At 62.5% G+C, this 24,684-nt stretch carries 20 protein-coding genes; 7 read left to right on the forward strand and 13 right to left on the reverse strand.

The annotated features are described in order from the left end of the window. Nucleotides 1–2: 2 nt before the first annotated feature. The 4 genes from VD659_RS02170 to gmd form a co-directional block, all read right to left on the reverse strand. The gene (locus VD659_RS02170) at nucleotides 3–1,754 is read right to left on the reverse strand and encodes a DUF4012 domain-containing protein (RefSeq protein ID WP_423259504.1); all 1,752 of its coding nucleotides are present in this window, start codon (nucleotides 1,752–1,754) and stop codon (nucleotides 3–5) included. A 196-nt stretch (nucleotides 1,755–1,950) separates the two neighbouring features. Further along, nucleotides 1,951–3,264: a UDP-glucose dehydrogenase family protein gene (locus tag VD659_RS02175; RefSeq protein ID WP_423259505.1), complete on the reverse strand. Its 1,314-nt coding sequence runs from the start codon at nucleotides 3,262–3,264 to the stop codon at nucleotides 1,951–1,953. Nucleotides 3,265–3,329: 65 nt separating this feature from the next. Beyond that, a complete protein-coding gene (locus VD659_RS02180) occupies nucleotides 3,330–4,310 on the reverse strand; it encodes a GDP-L-fucose synthase family protein (protein WP_423259506.1) in 981 nt (326 codons plus the stop codon). After that, nucleotides 4,307–5,338 carry a GDP-mannose 4,6-dehydratase gene (gene gmd / locus VD659_RS02185; protein ID WP_423260035.1) on the reverse strand — a complete coding sequence of 344 codons (1,032 nt, stop codon included), beginning with the start codon at nucleotides 5,336–5,338 and terminating at the stop codon, nucleotides 4,307–4,309. The genes VD659_RS02180 and gmd overlap by 4 nt, the downstream gene beginning before the upstream one ends. 233 nt (nucleotides 5,339–5,571) lie before the next feature. Between gmd and VD659_RS02190 the strand changes: the two genes are divergently transcribed. Beyond that, complete coding sequence (locus VD659_RS02190) at nucleotides 5,572–6,948, forward strand: O-antigen ligase family protein (protein WP_423259507.1); 1,377 nt, start codon at nucleotides 5,572–5,574, stop codon at nucleotides 6,946–6,948. On the opposite strand, the gene VD659_RS02195 is transcribed toward VD659_RS02190, so the two are convergent. The 3 genes from VD659_RS02195 to VD659_RS02205 are packed head-to-tail and all read right to left on the reverse strand — an operon-like array spanning nucleotide 6,945 to nucleotide 10,012. Further along, a complete protein-coding gene (locus VD659_RS02195) occupies nucleotides 6,945–8,114 on the reverse strand; it encodes a glycosyltransferase (protein WP_423259508.1) in 1,170 nt (389 codons plus the stop codon). The genes VD659_RS02190 and VD659_RS02195 overlap by 4 nt on opposite strands. Then, a complete protein-coding gene (locus VD659_RS02200; protein ID WP_423259509.1) occupies nucleotides 8,111–9,265 on the reverse strand; it encodes a glycosyltransferase family 4 protein in 1,155 nt (384 codons plus the stop codon). Before VD659_RS02200 ends, VD659_RS02195 begins: the two co-directional genes overlap by 4 nt. Before the next feature lie 3 nt (nucleotides 9,266–9,268). After that, on the reverse strand, nucleotides 9,269–10,012 hold the full coding sequence (locus tag VD659_RS02205) for a WecB/TagA/CpsF family glycosyltransferase (RefSeq protein WP_423259510.1): 744 nt from the start codon (nucleotides 10,010–10,012) through the stop codon (nucleotides 9,269–9,271). Between the two features lie 219 nt (nucleotides 10,013–10,231). Here VD659_RS02205 and VD659_RS02210 point away from each other — a divergent pair, with 219 nt between their 5' ends. Further along, on the forward strand, nucleotides 10,232–11,320 hold the full coding sequence (locus tag VD659_RS02210) for a glycosyltransferase family 4 protein (protein ID WP_423259511.1): 1,089 nt from the start codon (nucleotides 10,232–10,234) through the stop codon (nucleotides 11,318–11,320). Here the strand turns inward: VD659_RS02210 and VD659_RS02215 are convergent. From VD659_RS02215 to VD659_RS02235, 5 genes are all read right to left on the reverse strand, one after another. Further along, nucleotides 11,317–12,582 carry a polysaccharide pyruvyl transferase family protein gene (locus VD659_RS02215; RefSeq protein WP_423259512.1) on the reverse strand — a complete coding sequence of 422 codons (1,266 nt, stop codon included), beginning with the start codon at nucleotides 12,580–12,582 and terminating at the stop codon, nucleotides 11,317–11,319. The two genes, VD659_RS02210 and VD659_RS02215, sit on opposite strands and share 4 nt — an antisense overlap. 52 nt (nucleotides 12,583–12,634) lie before the next feature. Then, the gene (locus tag VD659_RS02220) at nucleotides 12,635–14,092 is read right to left on the reverse strand and encodes an oligosaccharide flippase family protein (protein ID WP_423259513.1); all 1,458 of its coding nucleotides are present in this window, start codon (nucleotides 14,090–14,092) and stop codon (nucleotides 12,635–12,637) included. 53 nt (nucleotides 14,093–14,145) lie between these two features. Continuing rightward, nucleotides 14,146–15,633: a sugar transferase gene (locus VD659_RS02225; protein ID WP_423260036.1), complete on the reverse strand. Its 1,488-nt coding sequence runs from the start codon at nucleotides 15,631–15,633 to the stop codon at nucleotides 14,146–14,148. 77 nt (nucleotides 15,634–15,710) lie between these two features. Beyond that, nucleotides 15,711–16,442 (reverse strand): hypothetical protein, encoded by a 732-nt coding sequence (locus VD659_RS02230; RefSeq protein WP_423259514.1) that lies wholly within the window; start codon nucleotides 16,440–16,442, stop codon nucleotides 15,711–15,713. A gap of 218 nt (nucleotides 16,443–16,660) precedes the next feature. Beyond that, a complete protein-coding gene (locus VD659_RS02235) occupies nucleotides 16,661–18,085 on the reverse strand; it encodes a polysaccharide biosynthesis tyrosine autokinase (protein ID WP_423259515.1) in 1,425 nt (474 codons plus the stop codon). Between the two features lie 241 nt (nucleotides 18,086–18,326). Between VD659_RS02235 and VD659_RS02240 the strand changes: the two genes are divergently transcribed. Continuing rightward, nucleotides 18,327–19,529 carry an acyltransferase family protein gene (locus VD659_RS02240; protein ID WP_423259516.1) on the forward strand — a complete coding sequence of 401 codons (1,203 nt, stop codon included), beginning with the start codon at nucleotides 18,327–18,329 and terminating at the stop codon, nucleotides 19,527–19,529. 18 nt (nucleotides 19,530–19,547) lie between these two features. On the opposite strand, the gene VD659_RS02245 is transcribed toward VD659_RS02240, so the two are convergent. Beyond that, a complete protein-coding gene (locus VD659_RS02245; RefSeq protein ID WP_423259517.1) occupies nucleotides 19,548–19,709 on the reverse strand; it encodes a ribbon-helix-helix protein, CopG family in 162 nt (53 codons plus the stop codon). Nucleotides 19,710–19,769: 60 nt separating this feature from the next. Between VD659_RS02245 and VD659_RS02250 the strand changes: the two genes are divergently transcribed. From VD659_RS02250 to VD659_RS02265, 4 genes are all read left to right on the forward strand, one after another. Continuing rightward, complete coding sequence (locus VD659_RS02250) at nucleotides 19,770–19,937, forward strand: hypothetical protein (RefSeq protein WP_423259518.1); 168 nt, start codon at nucleotides 19,770–19,772, stop codon at nucleotides 19,935–19,937. A 324-nt stretch (nucleotides 19,938–20,261) separates the two neighbouring features. After that, nucleotides 20,262–21,839: a DUF222 domain-containing protein gene (locus tag VD659_RS02255; protein WP_423259519.1), complete on the forward strand. Its 1,578-nt coding sequence runs from the start codon at nucleotides 20,262–20,264 to the stop codon at nucleotides 21,837–21,839. 456 nt (nucleotides 21,840–22,295) lie between these two features. Then, nucleotides 22,296–22,529, forward strand: coding sequence for a hypothetical protein (locus VD659_RS02260; RefSeq protein ID WP_423259520.1), 234 nt, complete (start codon nucleotides 22,296–22,298; stop codon nucleotides 22,527–22,529). Nucleotides 22,530–22,714: 185 nt separating this feature from the next. Then, nucleotides 22,715–24,541: an O-antigen ligase family protein gene (locus VD659_RS02265; RefSeq protein WP_423259521.1), complete on the forward strand. Its 1,827-nt coding sequence runs from the start codon at nucleotides 22,715–22,717 to the stop codon at nucleotides 24,539–24,541. Nucleotides 24,542–24,684 lie beyond the last annotated feature (143 nt).

The following is a 24,684-nucleotide window of genomic DNA, read 5'->3' on the forward strand; positions in this document are numbered from 1 at the left end:
TGCTAGCGGATAGGGCAGCCTGAGAAACCCGTGTTTATTTCGGTTGAGTAAACAGTTGGGTTGATCGTAGGGGTTATCTGCGCGTTGAGCAGCAAGGAGTCCCCCGGCTGCGCGAGGTAGTCAACCGTGACCGTTCGCGTTTCTCCCGGCGCCAATTCGACTGGCACTTCGGCAACCAGGTACCCCTGATCGAGGGCAGCCCGGTAGGTCCCACCGGGGATTCCGGGATCGACGCTCGTGACGATCGTGGCGTCATTCATCTCACCAGAGCTGTGCGGCCCGTACACGTAAACCAGGGTCTTGATGTTGCCGGGTGCAATGCCGAATCCGCCGCCGCCGGTGACGTAGGCCGGCAAGGATGTTGCTGCATCGGCCGGTGCAGTGTTCGTGAGCGTCACTCGAACCCGGATCGCCGGCCGCCCATCCGCTCTGCACACTTCCGACTGAGCATCGACCGCAGTTGTTAGGTAGTAGTCCATCTTCGCGCCCGTAGCGTCGTTGAAATAGACGCCTATGCCAGTGCTGTCGCCGGCATTACCGGGAATACCTCCGGCGAGCGTAGTCCCAGCCAAGAGTGCCTGGTCGTCGCTGTGAGAACTCCAGATTTTGAAGCGGCCTTCTTGACCCGATTGAACGAGTGCGTCGATGAGGGTCTTGGGATCGATGTCACCACCAGCCACGCGATCGAACACCGCCTTCGCCGCCGATGCGAAAACGGCATCTTGAACAACCGGCTCCGGGTAGAGCGTGTACACGTCGCTGAGTAAGAATTTGACGGCATTCTCAGCCGTGAGCTTGTCTCCCGAAGGCAGCACGACCGGGCCGGTGGCCTTCAGGAGGTAGCTCAGCGCAACGGGATCAAAGGAGATCACGCCGTCGACCGATCCACCAAATCGATCTGTCCACATCGTCGACGCGATCTGGCCCGAGAGATCGAAGTCTGGTGTCAGCGTCGTGTTCTGCACATAACGGGATACACGATCCGTGTAGAGCCCGCGGGTCTCGTCCGGGAGGGCGAGCACCGGGCTCGGGAACACCGGGAAGCTACTCGAGGAGGCCTGGCTGGCTAGACGCACGGACCCATCTTGCGTCGAGACCAAGGCGAGCGCGCTGGTGATTCCTCCGCCCGCCCGCAGCTCAGCAGGGTTCTGGAACAGGAGAAGGTAATTCCGTGGGCCTTCTGCCCCGAGCATCCGCGGAATCAGCGTGACCGCCTTACTCACTCCGGCCATGAGATCGTCGACGCGCTGCACAGTGGCCTGCAACTGACCAACTGCTTGAGTCACCGGCACGATGGTCGCTGAGGTGTCGATGGCATTCACGTCGACAGCGGCTCGGTCCAGCGCACTTGCAGCGCTCGTGACGCTGGCCTCCGCCGATGCAAGCGCTGCAAGGTCGATCGTGCCATTGACCGGCTGGAAGCTGCCCACTCCCAGCTGGGCCACGTTGGACACCAGCGGCCAGACAGCGTTACTGGCAACATCGTTGGTCACGGCGGCCGCTTCGCGGAACGCAGTGAGATTGCTTCCGGCCCAGGGGAGAAGTTCCACAGAACGCCAGATCGGATCATCCGTCAGCGACGCGGCGGACTGGGCATGTCTGCGAAGCTCATCGGCTGTCGCGCGGGCTTCGTCGACCTTGCCGGATCCGACCTCCGATTGAATGGTCGAAGCCAACGGCACAGCCGCCTCGAGTTCCCCCTTTGCCAACCAGGCTCGGGTTCCAACCCACCCAGCGACGAGCGCCAGAAGCACGAGTGCTCCGACAACACTCCAGATGACAATGCGACGATTGCGCTGTCTCCGGCGTCTGCTTCCACGCCGACGGCCTGATGATGAGTGACCACGCCCGCTCGAGCGCCGAGGCGAAGCTTCAGAATCCGCCCACCTACGCTCCAGGTCACCAGCCTCGTCCGTCACGGGCACCATTCAATCAGAGGATGCCTGAGAACTAGGGTCGCCCCATTCCCCTATATGTCCAGCCAGCCTCTCGCCACGCGATGGCGTCCAAACAGTTTCGGCCGTCGATGATCACGGGAGACTTGACCAACGCCTTGACGGCTACAGGATCAAGCTCCCGAAATTCCTTCCATTCGGTGACAATCACGACGGCGTCCGCGTGACGAAGTGCAGCTTCGACGCTCTCGGTGAAAAGCAGTTGGGGATGCAGACGCTTGGAGTTCTCGATCGCCTGCGGGTCCATGGCCACGACGTCTGCTCCAAGGCCGTGGAGGTTAACCGCGACGTCAAGTGCAGGCGAGTCGCGAACGTCGTCCGAATCTGGCTTGAAGGCAAGACCGAGAACGGCGACCTTCTTCTGGTACACCTCACCACCCAGGGATTCACGAACCATGTCCACAACGCGCTGCCGACGGCGAAGGTTGATGGCGTCGACCTCCTTCAGGAAAGCGACTGACTCACCGCGACCAAGCTCTTCAGCTCTCGCCGAGAAAGCCCGGATGTCCTTCGGGAGGCAACCACCTCCGAATCCCACGCCTGCGTTCAAAAACCGACGCCCGATCCTGGCGTCATATCCGATCGCGTCCGCGAGCTGGGTGACGTCCGCCCCCGCGACCTCCGCGATCTCCGCCATGGCGTTGATGAACGAGATCTTGGTCGCCAGGAAGGCATTCGCAGAGACCTTGACCAGCTCCGCGGTCGCATAGTCCGTCACGACGAGTGGTGTATTTTCCGACAGGGCCTTGGCGTAAACCTCGTCCAACATCTCTTTGGCGACAGCGCCATCGTGATCCGAACTGACTCCGTAGACGAGCCTGTCCGGCGAGATCGTATCCTTGACAGCGAAGCCCTCTCGGAGGAATTCCGGGTTCCAGGCGAGCATCGCGCCGGGGGCCCCGCTGGACACCCGAACGGCGAGGTCGGCGGCGGTTCCCACGGGAACCGTCGACTTCCCGACCACTAGATCGCCGTCGGTCAAGAACGGGATCAGAGCATCCACAGCCGAATTGACATACGTCAAGTCCGCGGCGTACTCACCCTTCTTCTGCGGAGTGCCCACAGCGATGAAGTGCACGGACGACCCTCGAGCCTCGGACATGTCCGTTGTAAATCGCAGCCGACCCGAGTCTCGGGCGGAAGTGAGGATTTCAGGTAGCCCGGGTTCGAAGAACGGCGCCCGCCCGCTAGCGAGCAACTCGATCTTGGCCGTATCGACGTCAATGCCGACGACGTCATGACCCAATTCCGCCATCGCCGCCGCATGAACGGCCCCTAAGTATCCGCAACCGACAACAGAGATCTTCATCTTTTCCTAACGTGGTTCTGGTTCGGCTGACGAATCCCAGCCAGGCGTCGCGTGTCGCTGCGTATCTACTGGCGGATGGAATCGATGTGCTCGTGGTACCAGTCCACCGTCGAGCGCAATCCATCTTCCAGGCCGATTTTGGAGGTCCATCCAGCACCCGCGAGCTTGGATACGTCGAGAAGCTTCTGGGGCGTACCGTCCGGCTTATCGGTGTCCCACTCCGTGACGCCCTCGAAACCAACGACCTTGGCGATCACCTCGGATATCTCCTTGATGGTGACGTCGCTACCTGTACCGACATTGACCTGCTCCGGGCCGTCGTAATTCTCGAGCAGGTGCAGGCATGCTGCCGCCATGTCATCAACATGGAGGAATTCGCGCCTCGGAGTACCTGTACCCCAATTCGTCACCACGGACTCGCCGTTACTCACAGCCTCGTCGTAGCGACGAATGAGCGCGGGAAGCACATGGGACCCCTTCGGCGAGAAGTTGTCGCCTGGCCCGTAGAGATTCGTGGGCATGGCGGAGATCCATGGCTTGCCGTACTGCCGCCGCACGGCCTGAATCTGAAGAATGCCCGAGATCTTGGCGATCGCATAGGCATCATTGGTCTCTTCGAGGTGCCCCGTCAGCAGGGAGTCCTCGCGAATAGGCTGGGCCGCGAATTTCGGATAGATGCACGAGGAGCCCAGGAATAGTAGGCGCTCTACGTCGGCCTCAAGTGAGGCATCCATCACGTTGACCTGGATCCGCAGATTTTCGCTCAAGAAGTCGACGGGGTATGTGCTGTTGGCCAGGATGCCACCGACCTTGGCCGCAGCAAGGATGACGTAATCCGGCTTGTGCTCACGGAAGAAGGCGAAGACGGCGTCGCGATCCTTCAGATCGAGCTCAGCGGATGAACGCCCGATGAGATTGGTGAAGCCCTCGGCTTCGAGATTTCGCCAGATCGCCGATCCGACAAGGCCTCGATGACCAGCGACGTAAATCAGTGCCGAACGGTCCAGTGGCGCTGGCGAGTACGCGACATCATCTGAGATCGTCATGCCGTCCCCCAGCTAGCCAGCTTCACCGAGTCGATCCACGGCTTGCCGGAGTGTTCCAGCGCAGCGACATCAGCGTCGACCATGATCCTGGCGAGCTCGGCCGTGTCCACAGTCGCCTCCCAACCCAGTTTCACCTTGGCCTTCGTGGCGTCTCCAATCAAGGCGTCCACCTCAGTCGGTCGCAGGTAACGCTCGTCGAATCGGACGTGGTCCTCCCAGTTGAGGCCGACGTGGGAGAACGCGGTTTCGAGGAAGGTACGCACAGTGAAGTTACCCCCGGTCGCCAGAACGTAGTCATCGGGCTCATCGGCCTGAAGCATGCGCCACATTCCCTCGACGTACTCGGCTGCGTAGCCCCAGTCGCGAATCGCGTCGAGGTTTCCCAGATAGACCGCATCCTGAGTGCCGGCCTTGATGGCCGCGACCGCCCGGGTGATCTTGCGGGTCACGAACGTCTCACCGCGTCGCGGAGACTCATGGTTGAAGAGGATGCCGTTCACTGCGAACATTCCGTACGCCTCGCGGTAGTTCTTCGTGATCCAGAAGCTGTAGAGCTTGGCGGCGCCATAGGGCGAGCGCGGGTAGAAGGGCGTCTCCTCATTCTGCGGCGGCGGGGTTGCCCCGTACAACTCCGAAGAAGACGCCTGGTAGAAGCGCGTCTCGATGCCCGCCAGCCTCACGGCTTCCAGGAGGCGGATAGTGCCCGTACCGGTTGTGTCCGCGGTGTGCTCCGGTTCATCGAACGACACGCGCACGTGAGACTGAGCGGCCAGGTTGTAGACCTCGTCAGGCTTGATCTCGGACAGCAGCGTCACTAGGCGCGCCCCGTCGCTGAGGTCGCCGTAATGCAAGAAGAGCCGCGCCTTAGGGTCATGCGGATCCACATAGAGGTGATCAATCCGAGCGGTGTTGAAGGTCGAAGCCCTGCGGATCAGTCCGTGGACCTCGTAGCCCTTGCGCAGGAGCAACTCTGCGAGATATGAGCCATCCTGACCCGTGATTCCTGTGATGAACGCGCGCTTGCCCAAGTCTCTCCCCATGATTGATGCAGCCACGAGGCGAGAGCCCCAGTCGCCGTGTGATCCAAGCCTAATGGGCAGAACATTACGATCTGATTGCGTGCCTGTGACCGATTCATGCCAGTTACGTCATAGAGCCGGGCCTTTGGCCGAATCGGCTCGACCGTGGTTGTGGTTTGAATAGACTCAACGAAAAGTACTGCACACACGTCAGCCACCCGATGTCGGTGAGGAAACCCTTAATGTCGGAGAAAAGCGTCGCTTCGCTGCCTCGCAGCGGTTCCCGGCTGCTTGACCTCCATCACATCGGTCTACGGATGATCGTCATCGGTCCGCTGATCGCCGTGGCAGGCGGGCGGTGGGGAAGCTATCTCGGCCTGCCCGGCGTACCGATCTACTTTTCAGATCTGTCGGTATTCCTCGGCGTTCTCTTCGTTCTGCTATCGCGGCTCGATACTCGCTCAGCGGCTCTACGAATGTCACCTCCACCGATCCCACGAGCGCTGTTGGTTGGATCATTCTGTGCCGGAGCCATCTTCTTGATTGGCGCACTCAGAAGTCCGGGTTTCTCGATCTTCGCTATTCGCGATTCTCTTCCGTTCGTCTACTTCCTTCTGATCCCTGTGTTCTACCGCGCGATTGAGTCCTTGGGCCGGGAGCGCGCGTTCCGGTGGCTTCGGAACGCCCTGCTTCTTCACCTTCTCTGGTTTGCTCCAGCGGTGTTCAAAATTCTGCCGTCCGTTACCATCCCGCTCATCGGGGGCACGGCGGCTTTTCAGCCTCGCGGCGATTTCGATCTCCTCATCGGCGGCCTGACAGTGGTCGTCATAGCTATGGACAGGCGCATGCCGTCACTTCTGCGAGGCGCACTGTGCCTTGTTGGGTCGGCGGCGATCCTTTTCAACGGTAGTCGCGCTGGCTTGATCTCCGCTGTCGTCCTAATAGCGGTTGTGGCCCTGCTGGAACGCCCATTCTCGGACGCGAAAAAGGGCCCCATTCGATTGGCGGTTACGGCTCTCGCAGCGGCCCCACTGCTTCTGATTGTGGTCGCCGTAACTAGCGCCCCTCCCGAATGGGCTGTAGCACTCCAGAAACTGGTGCCTAACAGCAGCTCGGTCTACCAGTCCGGGCAAAACACTTGGACGGCCCGCCTGGATGCATGGGCTCTGCTGATCAACTATTCAATTGATCACGGAAGCACCGCTTGGCTGGGCTTCGGGTTCGGAGCGAACCCAGTACTCAACAGTGGAGCGGTCCGCTATCTGTCGGGCGATCCATCTGTTCGAGCTGCACACGACAACTGGGTGACATGGTTCGCAATGGTGGGCCTTGTCGGGTTGTGCCTGGCCATCGTCGCATTCGCCGGCTGGCTCGGTTTGGCAATTCGCCGAGCGATCAAGTATCGAGGGCTGAATTCGATCGGTCTGGGACTGGCTATCGGGCTGCTCTCAGCAGCCTCAGCAGGAGTGATCCTCGAATCCCCCTTCGGATACATGACGATGGCCCTCGCCATCGCGTTGGCATCTCAACGAGGTATCGATCAGGCCGACCCTCGCACCCAGGCACAAGTGAGCCGATCCAACGCGTTGCCACAGCGCGTGGCCGAGTCCAACGGTTAGAGCGAAAGGGCTGCAGAGTAGATCGCGGCGAGACGCGTCGCAAGTGACCCTGGCGAAAAGTGCAAGCGCCAGCGATCGTTAGCCGCATCTGACCGATCTTGCAGCTCGATCGATGATGCACAAAGGATACGTTCAGCCGTCCTTGACCAATCTTTCGCTTCCGAGGACCTAACGACTAGCGCCGGATCAAGCGGCTCAGCAATCTCCGGAAGGCCCCCGAGCGACGAGACGACAGGAACTGCGCCGTACGCGAGGGCCTCCGCCGCAACGCGCCCGAACGGTTCCTCCCACATCGACGGCACGATCACCAACCGAGAGTTCTCCATTACCTCGGCTGTTTCATGGGGGCTGAGTACCCCACGGCATTCGACATTCTCCAGCTCAACTGCGGCCGCTTCCACTTCTCCAAGCATCGGTCCGCTACCCACAAAGATGAAGCGCCGAGATCGTTGAATTCGCGCCATCTCAAGCGCGATATGGACGCCCTTTTCTCGAGTCAGTCGCCCGATGAATGCAATGTCGTACCGGCGCTCTTCCATTCGCCGCCGCTTTCTGTCCTCTGCAGAAACCGCATTGTGTGAGATTGTGACATTCGGGGTCGCGTTCAGGGCCCACTCGATGTTCTCGCACATCGCTTGGCTGATGAGAATGTACGAAGCGGGCGGGTGCTCGTTCTCAGCGGCCGCGTCCCAATACGCATAGTTCGTCGCGCCGACCGAAGCTGCTCGACTTCCTTGGTAACAACCGTGGATGACACCCGGGAGTCGTCCCAGAGACCCAGCACAGTCCGTGCATGGTTGTCCGTCTCGCACCAGAGTGCCGGCAATGCAACCCTTGCGGTAGTTTCGAATCGTTCTCACCCAAGGCAAGCCTGCGTCGCGAATCGCGCGCACTGCGCCAGCTCCGAGCTGCGGAAAGAGATTCTGTGCATGTACTAAGTCGGGCTCGAATTCCGCGATCGCGGCGGCCACTTGTGTGCGTGCTTGCTCTCGGGGGAAGGTCGCCTTGATCTTTCCGATCGCGCCGGAAGCAGCGAGGTCTTCGTTGCTGACGGAGAGCATCTGGACATCGACGCCGGCGGCACGAAGAGCCTCAAACTCCGTCGCCACAGAGACCCGCTCGCCACCCGCCTGAAGGTAGTCGTTGTACAGCATCAGCACCTTCACCGGGGCGACCTCCGATATGCGTTGACGAAGGTCTCGGCTAGCGCAAGCTTGGTGTGCGATCGGTCGGGCGCAGCGTCCATATGAGGAGTTGTTCTGACTGCACTCGCGAACTTCTGGAGGAGATCGCCGTCCGAGCCGGTCGGAACCACCACCGCCATCGAACCTGCCATCGTCGCCACTCCCCCGAGGTCTAGGCACACAACCGGAGTTCCGATTCCGGCGGCTTCACCCGCCGCCCACGGCGCCGAGTCATGCAAGCTCGGCAACGCCATCGCCGTTGCACTCGCGAAGAGCGACAATGTACTCGCTCTATCGAGAGCCCCGAGAAACTCGATTCGGTCGCCGATCTCGCGCGCCATCGCCCGATAGGAGTCGGAGTTGGTTCCCGGACCCGCGATCTTCAACTTCCAATCGGGGAGGAAAGCCATTGCCTTGATCGCAATCGTGAGACCTTTCCAGGACACCCCACGCCCCGCGTAGACCAAGACGCGCTCATCGGGAACACCGCGAACCGGCAAGTTTTCGTAGTCGAGCACCGCATTCGAGTGCGTGAGTACCTTTGCGAACTTTCCACGAACGAAGCTCCTCTCAGAATCCAGGTTCAACGCTATGGCGGTGTCTACCTTCGCCCGCAAGAGCCTGTGCACGACGGCCCTGATGCTGTTGGTAGACCAAGTACGCACACGCTCACTGAGAGCCGCTGACTCGAGAACGATGCGGGAGACGGCGGCGGGCGCGTAACTGGCACCTCCGGCAGGTCCCCAGACCCAGACTTCGGTGGCGAGCTTCCGAAGGAAGACGAAGGGGTTCACGAACCAATCGGTGGCGTAGGTCGCATGATGAAGAACGTCGAATTGACTCTCGGAGCGGAGCTTGCGAGCCACCTTCGACGCCGCGAGAATCCAGAGGAAGTAGCGGAGGTAGGTTGGCATGCCACCGGTTCGCGGTCCCGTTGTGATGACGCGGACGTTCGAGCCCAACTGCTTCTGCAGTTCCTCTGGGGGCAGATCCGCCTCGATCCTCGTGATCACGACGACGCTTTCGGCTATCTCGGAGACCACCCCCGCGACAGTCGCACCCGCACCCGGCTCACTGCCGCGACGAGGATCGCACGCGTAGGCGAAGAGAAGGACCCTCGGCTTCGCTGCCATCGTCTACTTGACGGTTCGAGCTAGGCGGACGAACTTGACGTTTCCGTAGGTGTATCGCCGCCATAGTCTGCGAGGTTCTGCGGCGAACCGGTACAGCCACTCGAAGCCTGACCCCTGCACCCACTTGGGCGCTTCCTTGACAGATCCCGCGTAGAAGTCGAATGCGGCGCCGACACAGATCGCCGGAATGCCGAGTTCCTCACTGATGTTACGGGCAATCAAGTCCTGCTTAGGTGTTCCGAGACCCACCCATACGATGTCCGGCCGGGCATCGGACACGATCTCGACTATCGCAGCGGTGCTCTCCGGTGTTACCGGTGCGTATGGCGGGGAATTGAAGGCGAAGAGGCTGGGATCGAGGCCCAGGCCGCCGAGACGTCCTTCGATTCGCGCAAGTACCTCTGGAGTCGACCCGAGGAACAGCTGTTTTAGCCCTGCGTTCGCAATTCGCGGCACGGCTGTCTCGAACAGGCTCGGGCCCCGCGAGGTGGAGAATTCCGATCCCGATTTGGCCGAGAGCACCTTGGCGAGAGGCACGCCATCGACGAGGTTTACGGCTCCGGCGTCTTTCAACACCTCCATGACGGCGGGCTCATCGTTGGCTACGACGACCGTCCAAGAGTTGCAGAGATGGACATGACCGGACGAGCTCTCCGCCGCCATCTTCAACACCATGTCAGCCGCAGTGTCAACGTTCGCAGCGGTAAACCGCAGTCCGCCCCATTCGACGTTCGACGCAATTGCCATTAGATTCTGTCTCTCTCAGTCGGCACATGAAGTGTGGATTGGTGGGAGCGCATAACAATGGTGAACTGTCACGATTGGTTGAATCCATCCGTGATCCCCAGCTATAACGTACCTCTATTCGAGACCGTCCTGATTCACAACTAGACTGCAAGAACAATCGGGTCCGACACCGAAAGTTCCGCTTCAGCCCCCGTACGATGAAAACCAGGGAGCCATTGATTGGACACCACAGCGCCGGTTCGCTCTGTCCTGTTTCTCACGCCTTTTCTTGACGATAACTCCACGGGACGAACCTATTCCTTGTGGCTGCTGGCAAAATCGCTGGGGTGGGACGCGACCGTGATCTCCTTCCACGGTGAGGACGTCTGGGGCCCGCTAAGCGGAACAGAATTCGCCGCGGCATGTCATCGCGTCCGACTGACAAGTCGAAGCGCGCAGGTTGATTACCTCCTCGAAGAAGCGCAAAAGTACGACGCGGTCGTCGCGGTGAAACCACTCAGGCAGTCACTCGGGCTCGCCTTGAGCGCCCTCAAGAAGAGACCTTTCCCACTCGTCGTGGATATCGATGACCCAGACCTTGAAGCTCGCCTGGCCTGGAAGCCGTTGTGGCGGGCGCTCTTGTGGCGACTTCGCTATTTCCGATTCTGGACCTCGGTTCGCGGCAAAGGGCGATTGGCCCGTCGAGCCACGATCATGGTGAGCAACCCAACCCTTGAGGCGAGGTATGGCGGAATCATTGTGCCGCACGCCCGGCTCGATGACATCGCCATCCACGCCCACACGTCGGACACTCCGACGATTGCGTTCGTCGGGACCGCCCGCGCGCACAAGGGTATCGACGTTCTTCGCGAGGCCACCAAAGCGGTCGCAGACGAGGGATTCACCCTGACGATCACCGATGAGGCTCCCGCAGACGCTGCTCCCTGGGAGAACTGGATCGGAAACGTCCCGTTCGAGCGCGGGCTTCAGATCGTCTCGGAGTCCGACATCGTCGCGATTCCGAGCAAGCGGAACGCGAACTCAATCGGGCAACTGCCGGTGAAGCTTGTGGACGCGATGATGCTGGAACGCGCCGTCGTGGTGACCGACGTCGATCCTCTGCCCTGGGCCGTTGGAGAACTAGGGGTCGTAGTACCCCATGAAGATGCCGAGGCGATGGCGGAACAGCTGCTACTGCTCAAAGACCCATCGGTGCGAGCGAAGTTGGGTGCTGAGATGCGTCGTCGCGCCCTCGAAATTTTCGCGGTGACGAGTATCTCTCCGTCATTCGCTCGCGCGATCGAGACCTCGATCGCAAAGAAACCCTAGATTCCGGGCCTCACAGCTCGGACGAGAGCGTTGACCGGAGACTTGCGGCGACGATCGACTCGGCGGGCGATGCGCTCCCGTCGGGCGCTCAAGTCCGCCTGCGACAACCCCGATGCCGCGGCGGAAACCGCTTCACGAATACTGGATTGCGCCTGTTGCGCGAGATCGAGCGATCTTTTCGATTTGACCGACGCCTCCGACGCAGCCAAGGCGGAATCGACTGCAGCATCGATATCATCGAGCGCAACACCGAAGGGCATTGTCTCTTCCCACGTCTCGGCATACCTCACGAGTTTGTCGAGTTCGAGGGCGACCCGCGGCACGTCGTATGCCGTGGAGATGATGAGACCGTGGAGCGACGTACCCAACCAGAGACCCGCGCTGGCGATCTCGGCGGCCTTGTCCATCGGCCGCATCTGGGTCGAGATGTCAATCTGACGGCCCGGAGCCATCTTCCTGAATTCGTCGACCACGTCTTGGTAGAGCTCGAACGAATCATGCCCACGCGCTGAGCCAGCGCTGAAGAGCCGGATCCGGTAGTCCGCAAGATTCCGGCTCGTCGCGAGGACGCGCGCAAGTTCAGCTGCCCCGTATCGAGAAAGGACGTTGCCCTTCACCTGGACTAATGCCAGATCGGACTGCTTGTCGGCGATTCCCGGCTCGTCGATAGTCAAGGTGTGGACCAGATCCGGCGCCAAGGTATGCGTGATGCTGAGCTGACGAAGCAGATCGCTGGATTGCCTGTCACGGACCGACACGAATGCCGCCTCTCGCACGGCTCCCAGAGTCTCGTCCCGCCGGTCTCCCAGCAGTCGGCGCATTCCGCTGAGCCCCACAGAATTCACGACGAGAGCGGAGCCATACGTCTGGGGAAATGCCGACATCCGGGGCAAGTAGGGAGAAGCAGCGACACGCATCCCCGACACCTGCTCCAGTCGCGCCCAGCGTTCCTTCTGCGGCGATTGCTGATACTGCGTCCACTCTTCGTCCGTAGCCGACATACGATAAGCGTCAGAGACCGTAGTGCCCCCGACTTCCCCGCCGACGACCCAGACCGCATCGTGCGGGCGCTCCGCGAGCGCTTCAGAGTAGGCAGGAATCCGCTCACCTAGAAGTTCCAGCATCTCGCCGCTAAAGGGTGCGGATGCAGTGGTCTCGGAGTCACCGAGGTACGCGCGCGTGCGTAGGAGAAAGAGTAGGTCGCCAAAGTTCTCACGCTCATATGCGCCAATCAACAGGACACTCGGGCTGCGCTCGTTCAATTCAGTTCCTATCTGGCTGGTTGGAGTCACTATTGGGGACGGCTACAGAGGGCTAACGCTTCTGCAGTGCAAGTTTCAATACGTCGAGGAGCGCCAAGAGATCGTTTCTGATCGGTCGAATCAGAATGGCTAGGAGCGCCGCCATGACCACCGCGAAGCCGATGCCCACCAGAATCGTCGGGAGATCGTCGAGCCCGAGGAACCTCGCGATGAGGGCGGCGAGACCCACGGGTATTCCGAAGCAGGAGAAGGCCCTCAGAGCGTCCGTGATCAAAGGCGCGGACGCAAACCCAGCGGCCCTGGACGCCACGATCGTGGCGGCAGGCCAATACAGAGACCACGCGATGGCATTCGCGATGGCCACACCCAAGACGCCCCACGGGAGGCCGGCGAGAGAAATGAGCACGATCGCGGGCTGCGACCAGAGGCTGAAGGTGAATCCTTGCTTGGTCGCGCCTGCAGAGATGAAAATCCACTGCATGGATTGACCTAGAGTCCTGAACACGGCGCCGATGGCCAAGGCTTGCAGGATCGTGCCTGCGAGAGTCCAGTCTGGTCCTAAAAGGAACGTGAGCAACGGCTGTGCGAGCGCCGCGCCAACGAGAAAGCCGGTTGCGGTCCCATAGGCGGCAGCGAGTTGAGCTCGGCGCATATAGGCGAGCATCCGCGCCGGAGCATCCCTGAACTGCGAGAGGATCGGAATCGCCACCCGCTGCAACTGATCCACGGTCAGATTGATCGGGACAATGGCGAGTTGCTGGGCGCGATCGTAATTTCCGATCGCCGCTGGCGAATTGAACACCGCCATGATCGGCACCACTATGCTTCGGGAGCCGTCCCGCAGGAGATTCGTTCCGAAGATCCGAAGGCCGATGATCAAGAGCTCCTTGACCTCTGTCGCCCATGCTCCTGGGATGGTGGGCAACCACCTCGACAGGATCGTGACGATCAGGAGTTGCGAAAGAGACTGCACGACACTTTGGGCGATGATCGCTTCATAGGTCTTGCCCATCAGAGCGAGCACGATCGCGCTGCACGTGCCGAGGAGCTGTGAAACGACCTCGCTCGCCGCGAGCCCCGTGAACTCAAGATTTCGCACCAACTGTAGGCGGAATTGCGACTGGATTCCGCTCAAGGTCGGCACGAGGGCCAGCCACTGCACCATTGGCACAAGGCGGTCATCTCCGTAGTAGCTCGCAATCAATCCCGCGGAGAAGAACAAGATGAGCCCTAGACCGACACCCAACCCAGTGTTGATGACGAACAGGCTCGACTTTGCGCGCTGGCTGAGTGTGGTGGCCTGGACCGTCGCCATGGGAAGCCCGAGGAAGATGACTGCAGACGCAAACGTGGTGATCGCGACCACGATGGCGGCGAGTCCGAAGACTTCGGGCGGAAGGAGCCGGGCCAAGAAGATCAGACCCACCATGCGCGTGATGAGCGACAGCACCTGCGAGAAAATCGTCACCAGTCCGCCGCGCGCGCCAGCCGCCGCCAGATTAGTCGACACGATGACACTCCCCTGCTCGGGCTCGGCAAGGATCTCCGATGCAGCTCATCAAGCTAGTAGGCCCCATCGCTACCCAGGACTGCTTTCGCCGTCCTCCACAGAATAACGATGTCCCCGGTCAGCGACCAGTTCTCCACGTAGTACAGATCCAGGCGGACGGTATCCTCCCACGAGAGGTTCGAGCGCCCGCTGACCTGCCAGAGTCCGGTGATGCCCGGCTTCACAAGGAATCTGCGATGAACATGGGTCTCGTACTGCACGACCTCGCGCTCGAGTGGCGGACGGGGTCCGACCAGCGACATCGTTCCGCCGAATACGTTGAAGAGCTGGGGCAGTTCGTCGAGGCTGTATCGACGCAGGAATTTGCCCACGGGAGTCACTCGCGGATCATCCTTCATTTTGAACAACACTGTGTTGCCCTCATCGCGCTTCTCGTCCTGCAGTCCCACCAGTCGCTGTTCAGCATCAACCACCATCGACCGGAACTTCAGCATGTTGAATCTCTCGCCGTGATAGCCGATACGCTCCTGCCTGAACAAGACCGGCCCAGGCGTACTCAGACGCACGATCATTGCGATAAGCGCGAGGATGGGAGAGAGCAGGAGGATTCCGATACTCGCTGCCATGACATCGAACGTTCGCTTGGCGAACCGTTTGCCGCCTTCGTAGCGTGGCGTCTCTACGTGGATGAGAGGGAGCCCTGCCACGGGGCGCGTATGAATTCGAGGGCCGCCGATGTCTATCAGACTCGGCGCAACGACGAGGTGCTGCCGTCCGGGCTCAAGCCCCCAGCTGAGTTCCCGGACCCGCTGCGGCGAAAGCTCGTCGGCGCTGGTAATCACAACCGTGTCGGCGCCCGTCACTTCCAAAGCTCTCATCACCCGATCGAGATTCCCATAGATCGGGATCGACGTTCCCGGCAGCTCATCACCGACGAGCGACGTCGGGACACACGCTCCGACGACCATGTAGCCGGCCTCAGGTTGACGATTCAGCTCGTGCGCAATGTGCACGGCGGATTCCGCAGATCCGACCAGAAGAACACGCGAGGTGTACGACCCCTGCAGCCGCTTCACGTTGAGCCACTGCCTCCACATCCATCTCGAGAAGATCAGGACCAGTAGACCGAGCGGGAGCGCGATCAAGACGTAACCGCGAGCAAAATCGATCTTGAAGATGAACGCAACGATGGCGACGAGGCCGAAGAGCCTCAGCGTCGCGTCCGCGAGGAGGCGGTATTCCTGCGTCCCCGTGCCGATGACCCGGTAGCCGCGGGTGCCGTAGATCTGGAGCACGACAAGCCAACTCACCAGAATGACGATCGAGATAGTGGTGTAGCTGACCGCCAGTCCTCCGAGGTCCTGGCGCAACGACACATCGGCCGAATCGACACCAAACCAGGCGATCTGCACCCCGAAGACCACCCAGATCAGCACGAGCAGGTCGGTTACGAGCAGCCGCCGCGCGAACAGCCTGCGCCAATGAATCTGTTCGAACTCTGCTCGTTCGCGAACAGTTGCCTTACCCGTGTCGCTGACCATCATTCCCCCATCAATAAGCCCCGTGCGAGAACGTCAGCGTTCGTTTTTCACAATAGCGAATCCGTGGAGACTGTTTTTCACGGAATCGTTCTCCACGTCGCCCCCGAATCAGTCGAGGTGTGCAGCACTCCCTTGTTCCAGAACCATGCGGTCGTCCCAACCCATTCGATCGCAGGGTCGGCTATGGGCTCGGCAACTGAGACGCATCCGGTGTCCGTTATCTGGGCACCGTCCGCAGTCGGCGAATAGTTTCGTATCAGAACCCCGTCGCAGTCAGCACCGCCGACCGTGGCTCCGAAGAGACGGCCAGTGGTTTGGTCGACCGCAATCGCGATCGTCGGGTCCAGAGTCACGTGGGTCCACGTACCACCACCAGAGAGAAAAAGACCTTCAGCGCATCGGGCGACGACCTGATCGCCCAGTGGTTCGAGTTGCAAGACCTGCGCGCACGGGGAGGCAATCGGCACGCCCTGGAGCGAAATGCTCGACGGGGCAGACGGATCAACGTACGTCGATCCAGCCAGACGGTCGGGGTAGGCCTGCCAGAACTGACCCGAGGTGTAGGAGGTGACGACAGCGGGAGAACATGCCGTTCCCACCTTGGCGACGACGTCCAATTGGGTGTCACTCACAAAGGTCAAGGACAGCACGTTCCTGACCACTGTCGCTCCGAAACTCACAGGAACCCACGTGGAGCCGCCGTCGGCCGTCAGTTCGAGAGTGGCGCTGATTCCCGAGCATGACCCCGCCGTCGCTCTCGCTCCCAGATTGCCGTCGTACATCTCCAGGAACGTCGTCGTCTGCCCCACCGCCGTCAGCTCCGCCGTCGGAGTCGGAGTAGGGGCTAGAGCCGTCGAGGTCGACGTGTCTTGCCCACCCCACGTGGGTGCAGGTCCTGGTAGCTCCCCACTACCCGGGACAACGGGACTGCGGAGCGCATACACCACGAGAAGAAACGCGGCGACAGCCAAAACGCAGACGAGGAGTGGGGCCGCGACACGACCCCCTCTGCCACCGCGATTCCGACTCACCGCACCCGCTTCTTAGGCTTCGATGTCGCGGGCTCCGTGTCATCGACAGATGAGTACCCGTACCCGTAGCCATACCCGTACCCGTACCGGCTGTAGCCGTACGAATCCGGGCCTCGAGTAGGCAGCATAGTGATCACAATTCCGGCCGTCTTGGCCCCGACATTCGTGAGTGCAGTGACCGCGCCTCGCAACTGCGACTTGTGGGCGCGTCCTGCTGCGACCATCAGGAGTGCCCCGCCGGTGTTCCTCGCGAGCACAGCAGCATCCGTTACGGGAAGCAAGGGCGGAGCGTCGAACAAGACGGTGTCGAAGGTGTTCTCCAATGCGGAGATGAGGTTGACCATGGCTTTTGATCCCAGCAACTCGCTCGGGTTCGGCGGGATCTTTCCTGCAAGTAGGACATAAAGGTTCGTCTCACCCCAACGCTGGATGACCTCATTGGGTTGAGCGCGCCCGACGAGTATGTCCGTGAGACCTGCTCCACCCTCGAGGCCGAGGTAACTCCCGAGCTTCGGCTTTCGGAGATCTGCGTCGATGATCAAGACCTTCTGCCCTGACAAGGCCATGACGATCGCGAGGTTCGCCGCGGAGGTGCTCTTTCCCTCTCCTGGCACGGAGGAGGTGATCACGAAGCTCCGCTCGGTGTCGCCCACGTTGAGGAACTGCAAGTTCGTCCTCAACGTTCGGAACGACTCTGCCCGGGGGCTTCGCGGATCGTCCTTCACAACGAGCGGGTTCTGCGGAGTGCGCGCATCGAAGGCTATGCCACCGAGGATCGGCGCGTCGGTGATCGCCTCGACGTCGTGTTCGTTTCGGATGCGGGTGTCCAGTGCTTCACGAAGGATCGCCACGCCCACACCCAGAAGCAGCCCGATGAGAGCCCCGATCCCGATGTTCAGCGGGACGTTCGGCGTGTATGGAGCTGCTGGGATCAAAGCCTGCTGAAGAACCGTGATCTTTACCGGCGGAACTCCATCGGTCGGTGCGGGCACCAGGTTAGCAACCGTGCTCTGAAAACTGGATGCAACTGCATTTGCGATCTCTGACGCGGTCCTGGCGTTGGGGTCCGTCGCTGTGATCTCAACGATGACCGTATCCAGAGGTGACGTCGCCGAAACCCTCGCCGCCAACTGCTGCACATCCAGATTCAGACCGAGGGACGCGATGACAGGCTGCAAGACCACCGGTGTCGTGACGATGTCGGCATACGACTTGACCTGCCCCTGAGCAAAGCTGCTCCCCTGAGTCAGTTCGCTGATGGAGCCCGATGACTGCACCGAGACAAAGACTTTCGACGTCGCCTGATACTCGGGCTGCTTGAGGATCGAATAGATCGATCCGACTGCGACACCGAGAAGGGTCAACGCGACGATGAAGATCCATCCCTTGCGCAAAACTCTTAAGTAGTCACGTAGTTCCACGCAGGTGTGCCCTCTCCCCAATAACGAAACGCACCGAGATCACAGATGTGTCGCGACAATCGTCTCACATGGCATTCGATGCTCCGCTACCACCACATTTCGTCGGCGCTACGGTTTCCTGATGACTTGCTTTGAGTCCTAGCGAGAAACGACAGGCAATCAGGTCGCCCTGCGCGCGGAGTTTTTTCACAGCCGTAACCGGCGCGTCATGTGACTAGGTGGGCGCCCGCATACGATCTACATGGTTCGCCGTGGAATCGAGCACCGAACGCCGGTGCGATCTGATCTATGGGGGATCCACACTTTGACTACTGCGGGAATACGCCAGGTTCGGCACATCAACCACAGTCTCGACGTCGTTCGCGGCGTGGCCGCACTTCTCGTCGTCGTCAGTCACGCTCGCTTGTACAGCCTCACAGCGACAGGAACACCGCTGAATTCGTTGCCATCCTGGGCACAGTTGCTGCTGGCCCCGACGGGCTTCGGCCGAGAAGCCGTCGCGATCTTCTTCGTGCTAAGCGGTTTTCTTGTGGGTGGCCAAGTGGTTCGGCTTGTGAAAGCTGGGAAATTTGATGCAGTCGATTATGGCGTCAAGCGGCTCTCAAGACTCTGGTCCGTCCTTATTCCGGGGCTGATCTTCACCGCCGCGTTTGACATCGTTATTAGGTCGATATTGCCAGGAAACCTTCGTCTTCTGGATATCGCTGACGACAACCCTCTGACGGCACTGTGCAATGCCGCATTCCTCATGCCCACACGTTGTCTTGCGTATGGCACCGACGAATCGCTATGGTCACTCGGCTATGAGTTCTGGTTCTACATCCTTTTCGCAGCTGTCGCGGTCGGCGGCAGCTTCTTCCTCCGCAAAAAATGGCTTGCCGGCGCAATCGCCACGGCAGTTGGCTTAGCGTGCGTCTTGTTGTTTGGAATTGAGCTACTCGCGCTCATACCAGCTTGGCTTGTGGGTGTCGGCGTCGCAGCCGTCGTCTCGATGCGGTCCCGATCGATTCAGCACCGTGCGATGGCGATCACACTTGCGCTCGCGCTCGCACTAGTCGGCATAGTGGCGCCGTCGTTCTTGCACGTGGTAGAGCCGATCAAGTTCGCGATCATCGGGCTAACGACAGCACCCCTCATCGGAATACTCGCGCTCACTGACCCAGCGCCACGACGGTCAAGAAGGCTGTTCATGTCCCTCGCTTGGATAGGCGAGTGGTCGTTCTCCATCTACGTTTTCCATCTTCCTATCGTGAAGCTGTTCGCGTTGCTCCTGCCCGATGCACCACCCCCACTGCTGCTAGTGATGATCTACGCAACTGCGGCGATAGCAGTTGCCGCGACATACCCGCTCTTCTTGATATCCGAGAAGCGTATGGGTGCGTGGCGGACGGCGATGTTCGCGATCGTTGGTAGGCGTGGGGCTAAAGCTTCCGTACAGTCATAACGCGAAGCTCAGCGAGGGCTATCTGCTTTCCCAGAGTTCGTCTCGCAAATACTTCTCGAGAGCTTCGCGGACGACGTCACTGACGGTGAGGTTGCGGGCGCGGGCCAACTCGACGATGGCCGAATAGGTTTCGTCGGAGATCCGGAACGCTCGCGTCGGGGTCTTCGGCTGATTTGGCATGCACCAATAGTGACATGAGGATCTCTTGCGAAGGTGTGTTGCACCTACTAGAATTGGTGCATGACACCTCCCGAGATTCGCTTGGAGGGTGCAGTGTGCGAACTCGTGGCAGCGGTTGCGCTTCGCTTTGAGCAGTCGCCCGAGGCTGTCATCAGCGATGCCATGAAGCACTATGCATCGTTCCGCGAAGCAAGCGAGAACACGGTCGAGATGAGGGAGCAGAGATGACTACAATCGCCACTCGATTCAACGGGCGGCTGCGGCGGTGCCGGCACTGCGGCATCCGGGTTCCGCGTGACGAGATGGTCTACTGGGCGCGTGCATGCTCGGAGGATTGCGCGGACGAGTTGTGGATCAAGGACGGGTGTCCTGAGCACGGGTAGAGACCGGATCTCGATACTCCTTATATAGGGGGCGCGAAGTCCGAGCTCGGGGTGGGGCCTGGTCAGGCGTTGCTGGTGGCGCGGCGTCGGACTGGATGGTTTAGCCACCTATCGAAGGGTTCACTTCGGGAAGTGAGTGAATGTCAGTCGTTGGTGATGGGATGAAGACATGGAAACGTCGCCGCTCAGCGTGGGGGAGATCATTGATGGTCTTCTCTCCCTCGTCGGCGCGCCCACGAGCGGGTCGACCGACGACGAGCTGATGCGGCGCTTGGCCGAGGGGGCGAAGATCCGGCGGTTGGGCGAGGCGATCGAGGTGGCGGCTGCCGGGGAGGTCGGGTATCGATCGCGGTCAGAACTGGGTGATGAGGGGCTGAGCCGGGCGGAGAATTTCACGAGCCCGGTGAAGTTGGTGGTGGCGCTCACCGGAGCGAGCGCCCACGACGCGAAGCAGCGGCTCGAGGTGGGGCAGGCACTTCGGCGGCGGGAGCTTCTCGGTGGGATGCCCGGTGCCGAGCCGTTTCCTGCCGTGGCTGAAGCGTTGGCTCACGGCGACATCGACGTCGGTGCGGCCCGGGTCATCACGAAGGAGTGCGGGACGCTGGCGCAGGGTGGCGCGTGCGCGGAACTCGTCGCCGACGCCGAGAGGGTGCTCGTCGACGTCGCGCGTCAGCCGATGCTCGGGGCCGACGACGTGGCTCGAGCTGCCTGCCGCATCCGGGCCCACCTCGACCCCGACGGCGCCGAACCGCGTGAGGAGCGTCAGCAGCTGCGCCGGTCGATGAGCATCACCCACACCCGCGACGGCATGTACCGGGTGGTCGGGCTGCTTCCGCCCGACCAGGCGGCGGTCTGGATCGCGGCCGAACGCGCGATCAACAGCCCGCGAACCGGGCCGCGTTTTCCGCGGGCCGAAGCGGATGCCGGGGCTGGCGCCGGCGCCGGCACCGGCAGCGCAGCCGGCGAAGACGAGTTCGTCGACGGGATGCTCGTGGCCGACGACCGCACGGCCACTCAGAAGCGGTGCGACGCCTTCACCGAACTCATCACCCGCGCCGCTCGCGCATCCGACATGTCGCGCGTGGCCGGCTCCGAAACGCTCGTGCAGGTTCACACCGTCGCCACCGACGACGACCGGGGCCACGGAGCCGGCTGGGCCGACGGCATCGACGAGCCGCTGGCGCCCTCGGTCGTCGAGCGGATGCTGTGCCACTCTCCCCTCGTCGGCACCGTGTTCAGCGGCCGCGGCGCGGTTCTCCACCACGGCAAGGCCCGCCGGCTGTTCACCGCGGCGCAAGTTCGCGCGGCCACCGCGCGCGACGGCGGATGCGTCTGGCTGGGCTGTGATCGGCCACCGGCCTACTGCGAGGCCCACCACGTCGACGCCTGGAAATCCGCGGCCTACGAACCCGGGCGAACCGACATCGACAACCTCGCGCTCGTGTGCGCGTTCCACCACGCTCGGCTCCACAAATCGAGCTGGAAGCTGGTGATGGATGACGGTGTGCCGCACTTGGTGCCACCGGCCTTCGTCGACCCGCGCCAGACTCCGATCGCGTGCACTCGCCGACGCACGATGATGCCCGGGCTGGCGAGCGCGTCCGCCGTAGCGGCTGCAGCTCTCGGATCATCCGGGCCGCCCGGGCGCGCCTCCGACCGGCGGATCCGCCCGTGGCTGCCCGAGCGGTTCTCCGCCCCTCCACTGCCGTCTCGTCCACAGCGCGACGCCGATCCGCCGCCTGGCTGATCGGCCACCAGATGCCGCTCATCGTTGCCCCTGCCGCACGCGAGAACCCGAACCATCCGATGATTCCGCGCACCACCCACCTCAGGTCGAGATCAACGCATCCCGCGCCGGATTCTCTCGACAAACGAGGGTGTTGCAATGCCTCACGTGCCCCGTACTGGGGGAGCAACAGATGACGGATAGTCGCGTAGCTTGAGAGGGATCCGGTGCGCCGAACGCCCCACCGAACGGTGCACCGGGTCGGTCCTTTCAGAACCTCGCGCCCGCGTTTCCGGGGTGCCCTGTTCTGGGGGTGGTTCTGATGCGTATGCATCGAGCGCCGCGACATACCCTTAACTCATCGACGGGCCCCAACCCCACCCGGGGCCCTCCCCGATACCTCGGCTACGTCGCCAAAGCGATGCCGAGGCGTCGTAGCCGAGACCTCCAGCCAATGACCCGATGCCGGAGCCACTCGTGCCATCCAACGCTGTTTCCAACTACGCGCAACACAAGTTCGGCAAGGCCACCGCCACACCTCAGATCACCGGCGTCTACGCCGGTGCAGGCGGATGGCAGCCCGTCGGTTCGAAGATCAACCTCACCGAGGAGACCGCGCAGGAGATGCGCGACGAAGGCATCACGATGGTGCGGGTTCGGTGGCGGTTCCAGACGCACGAGATCATCTTGCGGCGGTACCTGGGAGGCTGAACCACCGCCATCCCTGCAGACAGCGCTCTGCTTCTCCGCAAGCGGCGGGTGCCCCTGGTTCTGTAGGCACCCGGTGAGGGGCTGTCGACCAAGCGCGGCGGGAGTGAGAATTCGGGGGGAGCGAGAGCGCTCGCGGGGGATGCAGAGTGCGAATGCCGAGAAGTGCCGCGCGAACGGAGACGGTCGTGCGGGTCGGACCTTCCGCCCGATCGGAGACGATCGCGCGGGTGGCGATCTGGGTGGCCGTCGGGGCGGTGATCGTCTTTCTGCCCGAGGGGCTCTTCCGGTGGTTCCTGCCCAAAGACGCGATGCTCGCCGTGGCCGCTGTCGTCGCATCCGCGTCGGTGGCGAAGGGGCGGCTGCCGCGGTGGATGCTCGTGGCCATGGGGATGACCGTCGCGCTGCTCGCGGTGGGGGTCGCCTTCTCGGCCAGCCCGTGGGCGGCGCTCTGGGGGCGATGGCCGCGCTATGAAGGAATCGTCTCCCTCTCTGTCTATGCGGTTGCCGTGTGGTCGGGCGCCCGGCTTCTCGGACCATCGGCCGGAGAACGACGACTGATCTCGTGGTGGTCGGCCGTCTCGACGGCCGCCATCGCCCTCGGGGCCGTCAGCGTGCTCGAGGCGCTCGGACTCAGCCCCATCGCCACGAACCTCGACCGCGCCGGCGCCCTGCTCGGCAACGCCACCGACCAAGGCATCGTGGGGGCGGCACTCTTCGCCCTGCTGGTTCCGCCCGGCATCGCGGTCTTCGGCGAATGGCTCGGCGGCCGCGCCCGCATCCGACGAGTGCTGCTGATGGGCGGGGGCCTCGCTGGCGGCCTCTCCGCCGTGATCGTCTCGGCATCACGGGCGGCGTTCCTCGCCGCCGGCGTGGCCGTCGTGGTGCTGGCCGCGCTGCTGCTCGTGCAGGCACGGGCACGCGGTCGCGCATCCGGCTCGACCCCATCGTCACGCGGCTCGGTGCGCGCCGCCCTCGTCGCGGGCGCGATGCTCGTCGTCGTGGCCGGCATCGCGCTGGCCGTGCCGCTGACGCGTGACCGGCTGCTGGGGTTCAGCCCGTTGTCGTTCCGCACGATCTCCGACCGATTCACCATCTGGCAGGAAGCCCTCATCCTCGTCGCACAGCGACCGCTGGTGGGCGTCGGGCCGAGCGGGTTCGTGGATGCCGCGCCGCGCATCCATGACGCCACCTGGTACCGCGTGGTCGGTTCGCAGACGGTGCTCGACTCTCCTCACAACGTGCTGCTGCAGGCCGCCCTCGGGGGCGGGATCGTGCTGCCCCTGGTGCTGCTGGCCGCCGGATCGGCGGTGCTGTGGGGTGGCGTGCGGCGGTGGCGCGGCGCGGTCGCGGCCTCGATCAGGCCCGCGGCGGCGAAGGGGCGGGCACGGCCGGCGACTCCCCCGGTGGTCGTCGGGCGCGCGAATCTGCTCGCAGGCGGCATCGCCGCGCTGGCCGCGATCGCCGTCGCGCTGCTCACCTCGTTCACGGTGCCCGCGACGGCCGTTCTCGCCTGTCTCGTGGTCGGAGCGCTGGTGGCGGCGGAGCCCGGTGCCCCGCCGCCGCGGATGCGCCGCCTCGCGCTCACCGGACTCCTCGGCGCGTGGGCCCTCTGGCTCGTGGTCTCGGCCGCCGCCGAGATCCCGTTCTCACAGGCGTTCGTGCTGGCACAGCGCGGCTCGATCGCGGGCGCGCAGGCCGCGTTCGAGACCACCCAGAACCTGCGACCGTGGGATGCGGACGTCGCGTCGATCGCCGCACAGACGCTCTCGAGCACGGCCGTGCAAGGCGTTCCCGGTGCAGCTCCGCTCGCCGAGGCATGGGCACGTCGGGCGCTCGCCGTCACGCCCGACTCCCTCCCCGCGCTGCGAGCACTGGCCTCGTCGCAGGATGCCGCCGGCGATCTGATCGGCGAGCTCGCCACTCTCGACCGCGTCGTCGAGCTCTCGCCCGCCGATCCGGAGGCCTCGGCGCTGCGTGACGAGGTGGCGCGCGACGCCGAATCGACCCCGTAGCGCCGCATCCGGCCGGCCGCCCCCGGAACCGTGGGCACCTGAAGTGGCGGGTGTTCCTCCGACAACCGCACACCTAGTGTCGGAAGCCAGGCCGCGCTGCCTACAGGCGTCGCAGCGGATGCGGTCGGGCACCATGCCCGCCG

It is taken from the genome of Herbiconiux sp. 11R-BC, from assembly GCF_049472555.1.
Classification (GTDB): domain Bacteria; phylum Actinomycetota; class Actinomycetes; order Actinomycetales; family Microbacteriaceae; genus Herbiconiux.

What these genes read in the sequence shown, in the direction of transcription:
- VD659_RS02175 (WP_423259505.1), bottom strand. Translation starts at nt 3,264, where the DNA reads ATGAAGATCTCTGTTGTCGGTTGCGGATACTTAGGGGCCGTTCATGCG.
- VD659_RS02180 (WP_423259506.1), bottom strand. Translation starts at nt 4,310, where the DNA reads ATGACGATCTCAGATGATGTCGCGTACTCGCCAGCGCCACTGGACCGT.
- VD659_RS02190 (WP_423259507.1), top strand. Translation starts at nt 5,572, where the DNA reads ATGTCGGAGAAAAGCGTCGCTTCGCTGCCTCGCAGCGGTTCCCGGCTG.
- VD659_RS02200 (WP_423259509.1), bottom strand. Translation starts at nt 9,265, where the DNA reads ATGGCAGCGAAGCCGAGGGTCCTTCTCTTCGCCTACGCGTGCGATCCT.
- VD659_RS02205 (WP_423259510.1), bottom strand. Translation starts at nt 10,012, where the DNA reads ATGGCAATTGCGTCGAACGTCGAATGGGGCGGACTGCGGTTTACCGCT.
- VD659_RS02225 (WP_423260036.1), bottom strand. Translation starts at nt 15,633, where the DNA reads ATGGTCAGCGACACGGGTAAGGCAACTGTTCGCGAACGAGCAGAGTTC.
- VD659_RS02240 (WP_423259516.1), top strand. Translation starts at nt 18,327, where the DNA reads ATGGTTCGCCGTGGAATCGAGCACCGAACGCCGGTGCGATCTGATCTA.
- VD659_RS02245 (WP_423259517.1), bottom strand. Translation starts at nt 19,709, where the DNA reads ATGCCAAATCAGCCGAAGACCCCGACGCGAGCGTTCCGGATCTCCGAC.
- VD659_RS02250 (WP_423259518.1), top strand. Translation starts at nt 19,770, where the DNA reads ATGACACCTCCCGAGATTCGCTTGGAGGGTGCAGTGTGCGAACTCGTG.
- VD659_RS02255 (WP_423259519.1), top strand. Translation starts at nt 20,262, where the DNA reads ATGGAAACGTCGCCGCTCAGCGTGGGGGAGATCATTGATGGTCTTCTC.